We start from the raw sequence: 12837 nt of genomic DNA on the forward strand, positions 1-12837 counted from the left end.
GCTGCGGTATAGCGGGTTCTGTCGAGGCCAGCACCACCGCAGAGCGTTGCGCGTCATCATGTCAGCCACGGCCGGATCGCTTCGGCCGCGGCCAGGCAGAGGAGCCGGCCCGACCGGACGGGTTGATCGGCACGCAGCGGGGCTGGTTCAGGCACGCGAAACTCCTGGTGGCGTGGCAGGCCCGGCCCGAGGCCGGGCAGGGTCGAGGTTACCAGGCACGGCGACCGAGCCGTTCGAGCTGGCTCTGGAGTTGCTCGACGGCTTCGGCGCCTTCCTGTTCACCGGACAGCACACTGTGGGTGGCGTTGAAGAAGGCATTGGAGACCCGCGCATAGGCATCGCCGGTGGCCGAGGCGGGACGCGCCACGCCGTTGAGCAGGTTCTCATGGACGCTGGTCACCGCCGGGTTGTTTTCCAGTACCTCCGGGTCCTGATACAGCGACTCGATGGTGGGATTGCGGTTCTTTCGGATGGCATGAGCCTTTTGCTGGGGCCTGGCGGTGATGTAGGCCACCAGATCGGCAGCGAGTTGCGGCGTTTCGGAGTAACGCGAAACGGCCAGGCTCCAGCCTCCCAGGGTGGCCGCCGGCTCTCCGTCTGGCCCGTGAGGCAGGGCTGCCATGCCGACCTTGCCGGCCACCTCGCTGCCCTCACTATTGACCAGCGACCAGACGTAGGGCCAGTTGCGCAGGAACAGGGCCTCCCCGGACTGGAAGACCCCGCGGGTTTCCTCCTCGGTGTAGTTGAGCACACCCTCGGGGCTGATGTTGCCAATCCAGCTTGCGGCTCGGTCGAGGGCGGCCGCGGCCTGCGGGTTGTCGATCGTCACCTGCCCCTCGGCGTCGACGATGGTGCCGCCGCCGTGACTGGCGACCCACTCCAGGGCGTTGCAGGTCAGGCCCTCGTAGGCGCGGCCCTGGAACACATAGCCCCAGAAACCATCATTGCCGGCCTCGCGCTCGGCAGCCTGAATCGCCTCGGCGGTGTCGGTCAGCTGCTGCCAGGTTTCGGGCACCTCGTGGCCATGCTTGTCGAGCAGGTCCTTGCGGTAGTAGAGCAGCCCGGCGTTGGTGTACCAGGGCATGGCGACCAGTCGCTCATCGACGGTGTTGTTGTTGATCAGCGCCGGGAAGAAGCCCTCGGTGGCATCATCCTCCAGATAGTCGTTCAGATCGACGAGGTGTTCGGCGAGCAGTCCCGGCCAGACGGTATCGATCATCATCACGTCGATGTCGCTGGACTGGCTGTTCAGCAGCTGCTGCAGCAGGGACAGGCGTTCGGTGGCACTGTTGGGCGTCGAGACCACCTCGACCTCATGCCCCGTCTTCTCGGCCCACTGCTGTGCCAGGGTCGGGCAATAGTCGGTGGCGTCGCCGGGACCGCAGGCGATGGAGACCTCCGCGGCCAGGCTCTGTTGAGCCCCCAGGGCGGCGCCGCCCAGCAGCAGCGAGGTAACCAGGGGGCGTGTAGCGCGATGGAAAGGCGTGATGGGCATTGTCATGACTCCTGATGTTCTTGTGGTGGCTGATGTCATGCCGGGTGCTGCCGGGCTTACCAGTTGCGACGGCCGAGTCGCTCGAGCTGATTCTGCAACTGCTCGACGGCTTCGTCGCCCTCCAGCTCACCGGACAGCACACGGTGGGTGGTGTTGAAGAAGGCATTGGAAACGCGGGCGTAGGCGTCGCCGGTCACCGTGGCGGGTCGGGTCACCCCATGTGTCAGGGTTTCGTAGAGGTCGCTCATGGCGGGGTTGTGCTGGAGCACTTCCTCGTCCTGATAAAGTGACTCGATGGTCGGGTTCATGCCCTTGGCAAGGGCATGGTCCTTCTGCTGTGCCCGAGCCGTGATGTAGGCTACCAGCTCCGTTGCCAGCTGCGGATGCTCCGAATACCGGGACACCGCGAAGTTCCAGCCACCCAGCGCGGCCGCGGACTCACCATCGGGGCCGTGGGGCAGTGGTGCCATGCCCACCTTGCCGGCTACCTCGCTGCCTTCGCCGTTGGCCAGTGCCCACACATAGGGCCAGTTGCGCAGAAAGAGCGCATTGCCGGACTGGAAGATGCCTCGGGTCTTTTCTTCGGTATGATTCAGCGTGCCTTCGGGGCTGATCGTGCCGATCCAGGCGGCGGCCCGGTCGAGTGCCTGCGCCGCTTGCGGGTTGTCGATGGTGACCTTGCCGTCACTGTCGATGATGGTGCCCCCGCCATGACTGGCGACCCACTCCAGGGCATTGGTGGTCAGGCCTTCATAGGCGCGCCCCTGGAAGCTGTAGCCCCAGAAGTCCTCATTGCCTGCCTGGCGCTCGGCGGCCTGCACTTGGGTGGCGATGCGGGTCAGCTCCTCCCAGGTCTCGGGTACCGCGTGGCCATGCTTTTCCAGGAGATCCGTACGGTAATACAGCATGCCGGCATCGGTGTACCAGGGCATGGCCACCAGGCGCCCGTCGACGGTGTTGTTGTCGATCAGTTCGGGAAAGAAGCCTTCGCTGGCATCCTCCGGGAGGTATTGGGAAAGATCGATCAGGTGCTTCGCCAGCATCCCTGGCCAGACGATATCGATCATCATGACATCGACATCGCTGGACTGGCTGTTGAGCAGTTGCTGAAACAGCGAGAGCTTTTCGGTGGTGGCATTGGGTGTCGACACCACCTTGACGTCGTTACCGGTTTTCTCGGCCCATTCCTTGGCGACGGTGGGACAGTAGTCGGCCGCATCACCCGAGCCGCAGGCAATGGCGATCTCGGTGGCCAGACTCGGTTGAGCCCCCAGGGCGGCGCCGCCCAGCAGCAGCGAGGTCATCAGTGGGTGTTTCGTCTTGCGGAGGTTGTTCAAGCGCATTGTTATCACTCCTGACGTTGGCGGGACAGAATTGTGGTCGCGGCTGTTTACTGCCAGGGAACCCAGGGGCTGTCATCCGGGCACCGGATAATGCCAATGCCGTGGGCGGGCAGTTCGAGGGTACTCCGACGCAGGCAGCCATTGATGACGTCGGGCGTTGCCTCGCAGTACCCGGCGCTCGAGGGTACGGACAGGCTGCGAGGTGAGGCGGCAAAATTGAGGGCTATCAGCAGCCGGCCGGACGCTGTTGTGCGTTCGAGACAGATCACCTCGTGCTGGAGTGGCAGATAGTGAATCTGTCCATGACGCAGTGCCGGCTGGTGACGTCGGAACTGCAGCAGAGCGCGAGTGGCGGCCAGCAGGGAGTCCTCGCGGCTGGCCTGGCGATCCACGGCCAGCGGCCGATGCTCTGCCGGAATGGGTAGCCAGGGCTGACCATTGGTGAAACCAGCGTTTTCAGCATCCGCTTGCCAGGGCATTGGGGTACGGCAACCGTCGCGTCCCTTGTAGGCCGGCCAGAAGGTGATGCCCGCTGGATCGACCAGTTGTTCGAAGCTCAGTTCGGCCTCGGTCAACCCCAGTTCCTCGCCCTGATACAGGCAGACGCTGCCGCGCTGGGTCAGCAGGAAGGCGAGGAAGAGACGCTGTCGGGCCGGCGCATGGTCGGCGTTCCAGCGGGAGGCCAGTCGTGTGATGTCATGATTGCCGAGCGCCCAGCAAGGCCAGCCGTCACCGATACGCGCTTCCATTTCGGTGACGATGGATAGCAGGTGTGCCGGATCATGATTCTCGGTGAGCAGGTTGAAGGAATAACACATGTGCAGCTTGTCGCCGCCCTGCGTATATTCCGCCATGATGCCGGTGGCATCGTCATCGCCCACCTCGCCGACACTGGTCGTGCCCGGATACTCGTCGAGCAGGGCGCGCAGTCGTCTCAGCACCTCCAGGTTCTCGGGTTGCGACTTGTCGTGCAGGTGGCGCTGAAAGCCGTAGGGGTTATCGGGGCGCACGCCGATGAAGCCGGCGGTGATTGCCTCGCGGGGTGGATTGTCCTGCAGTGCGCCATGAGTGCAGAAATTGATGGCGTCGAGACGGAAGCCGTCGACGCCTCGTTCCAGCCAGAAGCGCACTTCCTCGAGCATGGCGTCGACCACCTCGGGGTTGCGGAAGTTGAGATCCGGTTGTGCGGCAAGAAAATTATGCAGGTAGTACTGGCATCGCCGCGTGTCCCATTGCCAGGCCGAACCGCCGAAGACCGATTGCCAGTTGGTGGGCGGCGTGCCGTCCGCATTTGGGTCGGCCCAGACATACCAGTCGGCTCTGGGGTTGTCGCGATTCTGCCGGCTCTCGGTGAACCAGGGGTGCTGGTCGGAGGAATGTGACAGTACCTGATCGATGGTGACTTTCAGGCCGCATTCATGAGCAGCCTCGACGAGACGGTCGAAGTCTTCGAGGCTGCCGAACATGGGATCGACACCGCGGTAGTCGCTGATGTCGTAGCCGAAGTCCTTCATCGGCGAGGTGAAAAAGGGCGACAGCCAGATGGCGTCGACCCCCAGAGAGGCGACATGGTCGAGTTTGTCGATGATCCCCTGGAGGTCGCCGATACCATCGCCATTGGCGTCCATGAAGCTGCGGGGGTAGATCTGATAGATGACGGCACCGCGCCACCAGTCAGGGTTTGACGAACTCGAGGGTCGGGACGCAGGCATGAGATCTCCTGAAAACGGGAGCCGGGACTCCCGTCATGAAGGATCAAGCGGTAGCGCTGAGGGTTATCAGGCCGCTTCGGATTGGCGGGCTAGCCCCAGTGCCTGGTCATCACTGTCGAACAGGTGGATGTGCTCGATTTCCGGCGCCAGGGCGGCCTGCTGCCCGACCTTCCAGTCGCTCGGGGCTTCGGTTCGATGGACCAGCAGGATGTCGCCGGCCTTGGGCTCAAGATAGACATAGACCTCGTTGCCCAGGTACTCGACGTTGACGATCTCGAAGGCATTGTCGCCCTGGGCCTCTTCCAGACGCAGGTGTTCGGGGCGCACGCCCAGCGTCAGCTCCTGGCCGGTGTTGACGCTGCTGGCGTCCTGGGGCAGCGCGATCTCGCCCACGCCGGGGACCTTGACGCGGCAGCCGTCGGCATTCTGCTCGAGCAGCTCCGCCGGCATGAAGTTCATCGTCGGCGAGCCGATGAAGCCGGCCACGAAGCGCGTCTCCGGGCGCTGATAGAGGTCGTGAGGGCTACCGACCTGTTCGATGCGGCCGTCGCGCAGCACCACGATCTTGTCGGCCAGGGTCATGGCCTCGACCTGGTCGTGGGTCACGTAGATCATGGTCGAGCCCAGCCGGTGGTGGAGGCGGGCGATCTCGTTGCGCATCTGCACGCGCAGCGAGGCATCCAGGTTGGACAGCGGTTCGTCGAACAGCAGGATCTGCGGCTCGCGGGCCATGGCACGGCCCATGGCGACGCGCTGGCGCTGGCCGCCGGACAGTTCCTTGGGCTTGCGCTGCAGCAGATCCTCGAGCTGGAGGATACGCGCCGTGCTCATGACACGGTCATCGACGGTCTCGTTGGACATCTTGGCCAGCTTGAGGCCGAAGGCCATGTTCTCGTAGACCGTCATGTGTGGATAGAGGGCATAGGACTGGAAGACCATGCCGACGCCACGCTCGCGCGGCGGCAGTTCGTTGACCACGCTGTCGCCGATCTGCATGGTGCCGTCGGTGATCGACTCGAGGCCGGCGATCAGGCGCAGCAGGGTCGACTTGCCGCAACCCGAGGGGCCGACGAAGACCACGAACTCGCCGTCGCCAATCTTGAGGTCGACGTCCTTGATGATATGGGTGCTGCCGAAGATCTTGTTGAGCTTCTCAAGGGTCACGCTTGCCATGTGACATCTCCTTGTCGGCGTGTGCCGGTGTTGTTGTGTTCAGGAATCCAGGCTCATGTAGGCTGCCTGGTAGGGCGGCAACGTCAGGGTGTCGCCCTCCAGTTCACAGCAAAAGCCAAGGTCATCGATGAGCTGGCCGGTCGTGGCCAGTCGCGTGCTTTGCGTATCGCCTGTCAGATTGAAGAGGCACAGCAGGCGTTCTGCGTCGCGCTCGCGAATGAAGCCGAGCAATGAATCGCCGACATCCAGCAGTGTCAGGTCACCGTCATGCAGGGCCGGGTGCTGACGCCGGAAGGCCAGGAGCTTGCGTACGGTATTGAGGGTGGAGGCCGGATCCTGTTCCTGCTCTTCCACCGCCAGCACCAGATGGCGGTCATCGAGAGGCAGCCAGGGTTCGGCAGTGGAGAAACCGCCGCGCTCGGTCTGCCGCCACGGAATGGGAGTCCGGCAGCCATCGCGACCCTTGAACTCGGGCCACAGGACCTTGCCATAAGGATCCTGAATGCGCTCGAAGGGCACTTCGGCTTCCGGCAGGCCCAGCTCCTCGCCCTGGTACAGGCAGACGCTGCCGCGCAGCGAGAACAGCATGGCCAGTGTCACCCTGGGGTAGGCGGCGTGATCCTCGCTGGCTCCCCAGCGTGAGGCACTGCGCTCCACATCATGGTTGGACAGCGCCCAGCAGGGCCAGGCGTCGGCCGACAGCGTCTGAAAGCGCTCGATTACCTGGCGGATGTAGCGCGGCGAGCGTGGCTCGTTGAGCAGGTCGAAGGTGTAGGCCATGTGCAGCTTGTCGCCACCATCGGTGTACTCCGCCATGCGCTCCAGCGGTGAATCGTCGCCGATCTCGCCGACCGTGGTGGTGCCGGGATAGGAATCCATCAGCGCCCGCAGGTCCTTGAGGAAGTCCAGGTTTTCCGGCCGACTGATGTCGTACTGGTGTTTCTGCCAGGTGTAGGGGTTGCTGTCCGGTGCCCCCAGCGTCTTGGATTCACCCTCGAGCACCGGCGGGTTATCGCGCAACGCCGGGTCGTGATAGTAGAAATTGACGGTGTCCAGGCGGAAGCCGTCGACCCCGAGGTCCAGCCAGAAGCGCATGTTGTCGAGCTGGGCCTGGCGAACCTCCGGGTTGTGGAAGTTCAGGTCCGGCTGGCTGGCAAGGAAGTTATGCAGATAATACTGGCGACGACGCGAGTCGAAGGTCCAGGCCGGCCCGCCGAAGATCGACAGCCAGTTGTTGGGCGGCGTGCCGTCCGGCTTGGGGTCGGCCCAGACGTACCAGTCGGCTCGAGCATTGTCACGATCCTGACGGCTCTGCTGGAACCAGGGGTGGCGATCCGAGGAATGGCTGAGTACCTGGTCGATGATCACCTTCAGGCCCAGCTCGTGGGCGCGCCGGATCAGGGCCGTGAAGTCTTCCAGTGAGCCGAACATGGGATCGACACCGCGGTAGTCGCTGATGTCGTAGCCGAAATCCTTCATTGGTGAAGTGAAGAAGGGCGACAACCAGATACCGTCCACTCCCAGGCTCGCCACATAGTCCAGGCGGCTGGTGACACCGGCCAGGTCGCCGATGCCATTGCCGCTGGCATCCATGAAGCTGCGTGGGTAGATCTGGTAGATGACGCCGCCACGCCACCAGAAGGTATTGTCTTGCATCTTGCATTCCTTAATTCGAGGGGTACCCGGGGACAAACCCCATGAGCACCTTGTTCGTCGTTTAGGCGTCAGCCCTTGACCGCGCCGGCTGTCAGTCCCGAGACGATGCGTCGCTGGAAGATCATCACCAAGATGACCAGGGGGACGGTGACGGTCACCGAGGCCGCCATGATGGGCCCCCAGGGCAGTTCGTGCTGGCTGCCGCCGGAGATCAGGGCGATGGCCACCGGCACGGTGCGCTGATCATCGGTCAGGGTGAAGGTCAGGGCGAACAGGAACTCGTTCCAGGCGGCGATGAAGGCCAGCAGGCCGGTCGTCGCCATGGCCGGCCACATGAGTGGCAGGAAGACGCGAGTGATGGTCACCCAGGGGGTGGCGCCGTCCATGATCGCGGCTTCCTCGAGCTCCTGCGGCAGTTGGCGCATGAAGGTCGTCAGTACCCAGACCGTGAACGGCAGGGTGAAGATGGTGTAACTGAGCACCAGGCCGGCCGGGTTGTTGTAGAGGTTCAGGGTACGAATGACCTCGAACAGCCCCGACAGCACGGCCACCTGCGGAAACATCGAGACACCGAGGATGGTCAGCAGCACGGTGGTGCGCCCGCGAAAGCGCACGCGCCCCAGCGCATAGGCGGCGGTGATGCCCAGCAGCAGGGCGATGAAGACCACCGACAGGGCGACGATGATGGAGTTGAAGATGGCGCGCACGAAGCTGCCCTGGCTGAGGATCTGCGCATAGTTGCTGAAGTCCACGGAAGACAGCCAGAAATCCACCTGGAAGAGGTCACTGGACGGCTTCAGCGAAGTGATCACCGCGTAGTAGAACGGGAAGACGGCGTAGACCAGCACCACGGCGATCAGGGCATAGAGGCCGACGCGCTTGAGGAGTTTCATCAGTTGATACTGGTTCATTGGTCGACTCCCAGTTGACGACGCCCCAGGTACAGGTAGATGACCACGGCCAGGGCGATGATGAAGAACAGCATGGTCGAGGCGGCACTGCCGTAACCCACATCCTGGAACTCCACCAGTTGCTGGCGCGCATAGATGGACATGGTCATGGTGTTGGTCGAGTTCGAGGTGAGCACGTAGATCACGTCGAACACGCGCAGGGCATCCAGCAGGCGGAAGATGACGGCGACCAGCAGAGTCGGCGTGATCAGCGGCAGGGTGACGCGGAAGAACACCTTCACGGGGGAGATGCCATCGACCTCGGCGGCCTCGTAGCAATCCTTGGGCAACATCTGCAGGCCGGCCAGCACCAGCAGGGCAACGAAGGGAATGGTCTTCCACACGTCGACCATGATCACCGCCCACATGGAGAGGTCGGCATTGGCCGTCCAGGCCAGTGGCGCATCGATCAACCCCAGTGCCATCAGCATGTGGTTGATGATGCCGAACTGGTCATTGAGCATCCAGGCCCACATCTTGGCCGAGACGATGGTCGGAATCGCCCAGGGGATCAGCACTGCCGCACGGACCAGCATGCGCCCCTTGAACTCGGCATTGAGCAGCAGGGCGACAATGACGCCGAAGACCACTTCCAGCGACACCGAGACGATACTGAAATAGAAGGTATTCCACACCGACTGCCACCACACCGGGTCGGTCAACAGGCCGTACCAGGCGCCGTCAGCGTAGACCAGGTAGTTCTCGAAGCCGATCAGGGCGGCGCGTCCGGTATCCGACAAGGACGCGTCGGTGAAACTGAAGTAGAAGGTGCGCAGCAGTGGCCAGCCGGCCACCAGCACCAGGGTGACCAGCATGGGCGCCAGGAATATCCAGGCGGCGCGTACGCGCTGGCGGCGAACCTTGGTGCTGCGATAACCGGTGGCAGGTGCGGCGCCCCCTTCCTGGGGGGCGCCTTGAGTGGCAGATTGGGACATGAGAAGCCTCCTGGCTTACCAGCGACGACGCTTGATACGCGACAGTTCACTATCCAGCTGTGATACGGCTTCGGCTCCGCTCTGGTTGCCGGAAAGCACGTTGTGCACGGCGTTGAAGAAGCTGTTGCTGACGCGGTTGTACTTGTCGCCGGTAGGCGCCGAGGGACGCGCGACGGCGTTGGTGAAGGCCGGATACAGGGTCTTGAAGAAGGGCACCGCTTCGATGACTTCCTCGTCCTGATACAGGGCGTCGATGGTCGGGTTGTAGGAGGCCTCGATGGCGCGGCGCTTCTGCTCTTTCTTGGAGGTCAGGTACTGCACCAGATCGACTGCGAGCTCCGGGTTCTCGGAGTAGCGCGACACGGCCAGGTTCCAGCCGCCCAGGGTCGCGGCGCTCTCGTTGCCTTCGCCGTGGGGCAGGGCGACGACGCCGACCTTGTCGCGGACCTCGCTTTCTTCGCTCTGCGCCAGCGACCAGGCATAGGGCCAGTTGCGCATGAAGACGGCATCACCCGACTGGAAAATGCCGCGGGCCTGCTCTTCGGTGTAATTCAGGGCGCCTTCCGGCGAGATATCGCCGATCCAGGTGGCGGCCAGGTCCAGCACCTCGGCGGCCTGCTCGTTATCGATGGTGATCTCGCCGTCACTGTCGATCAGGGTGCCGCCACCGCTGCTGGCGATCCACTCCAGGGCGTTGCAGGTCAGGCCCTCGTAGGCGCGCCCCTGGAAGACATAACCCCACATGTCCTCATTGCCGGCTTCGCGCTCGGCCTGCTTGATGCGGCGCGCGGTCTCGGTGAGTTCCTGCCAGGTCTCCGGTGGCTCGGCGTCGTATTTCTCCAGCAGGTCCTTGCGGTAGTAGAGCACGCCGGCATCGGTGAACCAGGGCATGGCGACCATGCGGCCATCCACGGTGTTGTTCTCGACGATGGCCTCGAAGTGGCCTTCGGCGACGTCGTCGCCCAACTGATCCTTGAGATCGACCAGATGGTTGGCCAGCAGGCCGGGCCAGATGACATCGATCTGCATGACGTCGATATCACTGGACTGGGCCGAGAGGATCTGCTGATAGAACGACAGACGTTCGGTGGAAGAATTGGGCGTCGAGACGATATCGACCGAGTGCCCGGTCTTTTCCTCCCAGGCGTTGACGCCTTCCTCGCATAGCTGGAGTTCGGCACCCACGGCACCGCAGGAGATGGTCAATTCTTCGGCATGGGCCTGCTGGGCGGCCAGGCCGGCGAGGGCGATAGCGGGAATCCATTTGCTGTTCATAGTGCTCCTCAGGCGAATTTCTTGTTGTGTGGCTCGACATTCGTGATGGCGTGCATGCCGGTGTCGATGCGAAAAGGCGATTCATCCTGTCGCTGTCTTAAACGATTAAGACATGTTGTCAGTTAAGCTAGGAAGTCACAGGCGCGCAACCTAAACTTTTGTCGTAAAGGCGCCGTGGCTTCGCGCATGCGCTTGATACATCACGCTGAAGCGGATGCAAAGCGGATCGGTCGACGGTTTACCATGTGTTGCAATTCAGTGCCTGTATTAGACCTAGGTGGTATTTAAAAACCGCCGACAGCGAACTATTTTCTTAATCGATTAAGTTCGGTTTGTCGCTGAAATGTCATCCGATGTTATTTGGCTTGGCTGCTAGCGTCGCCGGCTGGTCTTTCCCCGTGACAACAACAAAGGCTTTGAACGAGATGACATCTGCGAACGCACGCCCAAGGAAGTCTCCGCTGGTTCTGGCTGTGGCTGCGGCGGCCATGACGGCCAGCGCACTCTCCCATGCGCAGTCGAACAGCGAACTGGAAGAACGCCTGGCCGAGCTGGAGCAACGCATCGTGGCGGCCGAAAAGCGTGCCGCCGCCGCCGAGCAACGCGCCGATCAGGCCGAGCAGGAAATGGCCGAGGTACAGGCCAGCGAATCGGAGTCCGTCAGCCAGGACATCGAGTCACGGCTGGCCGAGGTGGAGCGCCATGCCAATGGTGAAGAAGGCTTCTCCTTCAACGTCTATGCCCGCTCCGGTCTGTTGATCGGCGAGGATGGCAGAAGCTCCGAGGGTGGCCCCTATGTGACCCCGGCCGGGAGCCAGGGCGGTCCCGTGGGGCGCCTGGGCAATGAGCCGGATACCTATGCCGAAGCGATCCTCAACTACAAGATGCGCTTCGACAATGGCGCCAAGGCCAAGTACACCACCATGATCGCCGACGGCGTGACCACCAGCAACGACTGGACGGCCGGCGAGTCGAATCTCAACGTGCGTCAGGTCTACGCCGAATTCAGCGACCTGCCGAGCTTCACCGGTGCCTTCGAGGATGCCAAGATCTGGGCGGGCAAGCGCTTCGATCGTGACAATTTCGACATCCACTGGCTCGACAGTGACTTCGTATTCCTGGCCGGTACCGGTGGCGGTATCTATGACATGCAACTGGCCGACAACTGGAAGTCCAACCTGTCCGTCTATGGCCGCAGCTTCACCGACTTCCCGGTGGACAGCATGAGCCCGGCGGCGGAAGAGACCGACAGCACCGATAGTCTCATCCTGACCTCCAACAACTACTTCGGTAACTGGCAATGGATGGTCAGCGGCATCAATGCCACCGACAACGATGAGCGGCTGACCCCGAGCTCCCTGGATGCCGCCGACAATGGCGTGCACACCATGGTGGCCTATCATGGCGATGACTTCTTCGGTCTCAATGACGGCAACTTCAAGGCGGCCGTCATGCATGGCCAGGGTCTCGGGGCCGCGACCAAGACCATCGGCAGTAACGGCGACCTGACCGAGGATGCCACCGCCACGCGCATCGGCCTGTATGGCACCACCTATATGGCGCCCAAGTGGCGTGTCGCACCGGCCATCCTGGCCGAGACCAGCGAGGACCGTTATGTCCAGGGCGACCAGTACGACTGGGCGACCTTCAACGTCCGTCTGGCCAACGAGCTGACCGAAAACTTCGAGATGCAGTACGAGGGCAGCTACCAGTGGATGGACATCTCGCCGGAAGGCTATGGCGGCAACAACGCCGTCGAGGGTGACTACACCAAGCTGACCATCGCACCGACCTTCAAGCCCGAGGTGGGCGGCTTCTGGCAGCGTCCGGAGATTCGGGTCTTCGCTTCCTGGAGCGACTGGGATGAAGAGCTGAATAATTACAGCGCCGGTGACTCCTTTGGTAAGCCCGGCTTCACCGGCGACGACTGGTCCTTCGGCGTGCAGACCGAAGTCTGGTTCTGACGGTCGCGTCTTTCTTGTCCAGTATCCCTGTGCTGTTGTGATGCACTTGCCCGCGCCCTGCGCGGGCTTTTTTTTTGTCGTTGGCTGCCTGGAGCGTCAGCAGGAACAGGATCAGCGGCGGCGAGAGCAGCGAGAGGATAAAGCCGCTGACCACGGCCACCGGGACGCAGGCGACGCCGCCGTGTTGCTGGGTGAACCCGGGAGAGCGGCAGGGTGAAATGGGGTTACAACGTCAGCAGAAACAGGATCAACGGCGGCGAGAGCAGCGAGAGAATAAAGCCGCTGACCACGGCCACCGGGATGCAGGCGCCGCCGCCGTGTTGCTGGGTGAACC

The 12837-nt window shown here is 62.8% G+C and carries 9 protein-coding genes; 1 reads left to right on the forward strand and 8 read right to left on the reverse strand.

Annotation, left to right across the window (positions count from 1 at the left end):
- Nucleotides 1-208: 208 nt before the first annotated feature.
- The 8 genes from QWY79_RS02190 to QWY79_RS02225 all read right to left on the reverse strand — a co-directional run bounded on the left by QWY79_RS02190 (nt 209) and on the right by QWY79_RS02225 (nt 10539).
- Complete coding sequence (locus QWY79_RS02190; RefSeq protein WP_290269452.1) at nt 209-1495, reverse strand: ABC transporter substrate-binding protein; 1287 nt, start codon at nt 1493-1495, stop codon at nt 209-211.
- A gap of 56 nt (nt 1496-1551) precedes the next feature.
- The gene (locus tag QWY79_RS02195) at nt 1552-2838 is read right to left on the reverse strand and encodes an ABC transporter substrate-binding protein (protein WP_290269454.1); all 1287 of its coding nucleotides are present in this window, start codon (nt 2836-2838) and stop codon (nt 1552-1554) included.
- A gap of 47 nt (nt 2839-2885) precedes the next feature.
- The gene (locus QWY79_RS02200) at nt 2886-4550 is read right to left on the reverse strand and encodes an alpha-amylase family glycosyl hydrolase (RefSeq protein WP_290269456.1); all 1665 of its coding nucleotides are present in this window, start codon (nt 4548-4550) and stop codon (nt 2886-2888) included.
- A 66-nt stretch (nt 4551-4616) separates the two neighbouring features.
- Entirely contained in the window at nt 4617-5723 is a 1107-nt protein-coding gene (locus QWY79_RS02205) for an ABC transporter ATP-binding protein (protein ID WP_290269458.1), read from the reverse strand.
- 39 nt (nt 5724-5762) lie between these two features.
- Nucleotides 5763-7379, reverse strand: a complete 1617-nt coding sequence (locus QWY79_RS02210; protein ID WP_290269460.1) for an alpha-glucosidase — start codon at nt 7377-7379, stop codon at nt 5763-5765.
- A 68-nt stretch (nt 7380-7447) separates the two neighbouring features.
- Nucleotides 7448-8290, reverse strand: a complete 843-nt coding sequence (locus QWY79_RS02215) for a carbohydrate ABC transporter permease (protein WP_290269463.1) — start codon at nt 8288-8290, stop codon at nt 7448-7450.
- Nucleotides 8287-9264 (reverse strand): carbohydrate ABC transporter permease, encoded by a 978-nt coding sequence (locus QWY79_RS02220; RefSeq protein ID WP_290269464.1) that lies wholly within the window; start codon nt 9262-9264, stop codon nt 8287-8289. Before QWY79_RS02220 ends, QWY79_RS02215 begins: the two co-directional genes overlap by 4 nt.
- A gap of 15 nt (nt 9265-9279) precedes the next feature.
- A complete protein-coding gene (locus QWY79_RS02225; RefSeq protein WP_290269466.1) occupies nt 9280-10539 on the reverse strand; it encodes an ABC transporter substrate-binding protein in 1260 nt (419 codons plus the stop codon).
- 425 nt (nt 10540-10964) lie between these two features.
- Here QWY79_RS02225 and QWY79_RS02230 point away from each other — a divergent pair, with 425 nt between their 5' ends.
- Nucleotides 10965-12503, forward strand: a complete 1539-nt coding sequence (locus QWY79_RS02230) for a carbohydrate porin (protein WP_290269468.1) — start codon at nt 10965-10967, stop codon at nt 12501-12503.
- The last annotated feature ends 334 nt before the right edge of the window (nt 12504-12837 follow it).

This window comes from Halomonas sabkhae (assembly GCF_030409265.1).
GTDB classification, from domain to species: domain Bacteria; phylum Pseudomonadota; class Gammaproteobacteria; order Pseudomonadales; family Halomonadaceae; genus Halomonas; species Halomonas halmophila.

Coding starts and splice junctions, on each gene's coding strand:
- QWY79_RS02200 (WP_290269456.1), bottom strand. CDS start 4,550: ATGCCTGCGTCCCGACCCTCGAGTTCGTCAAACCCTGACTGGTGGCGC.
- QWY79_RS02205 (WP_290269458.1), bottom strand. CDS start 5,723: ATGGCAAGCGTGACCCTTGAGAAGCTCAACAAGATCTTCGGCAGCACC.
- QWY79_RS02225 (WP_290269466.1), bottom strand. CDS start 10,539: ATGAACAGCAAATGGATTCCCGCTATCGCCCTCGCCGGCCTGGCCGCC.
- QWY79_RS02230 (WP_290269468.1), top strand. CDS start 10,965: ATGACATCTGCGAACGCACGCCCAAGGAAGTCTCCGCTGGTTCTGGCT.
- QWY79_RS02190 (WP_290269452.1), bottom strand. CDS start 1,495: ATGCCCATCACGCCTTTCCATCGCGCTACACGCCCCCTGGTTACCTCG.
- QWY79_RS02195 (WP_290269454.1), bottom strand. CDS start 2,838: ATGCGCTTGAACAACCTCCGCAAGACGAAACACCCACTGATGACCTCG.
- QWY79_RS02220 (WP_290269464.1), bottom strand. CDS start 9,264: ATGTCCCAATCTGCCACTCAAGGCGCCCCCCAGGAAGGGGGCGCCGCA.
- QWY79_RS02215 (WP_290269463.1), bottom strand. CDS start 8,290: ATGAACCAGTATCAACTGATGAAACTCCTCAAGCGCGTCGGCCTCTAT.
- QWY79_RS02210 (WP_290269460.1), bottom strand. CDS start 7,379: ATGCAAGACAATACCTTCTGGTGGCGTGGCGGCGTCATCTACCAGATC.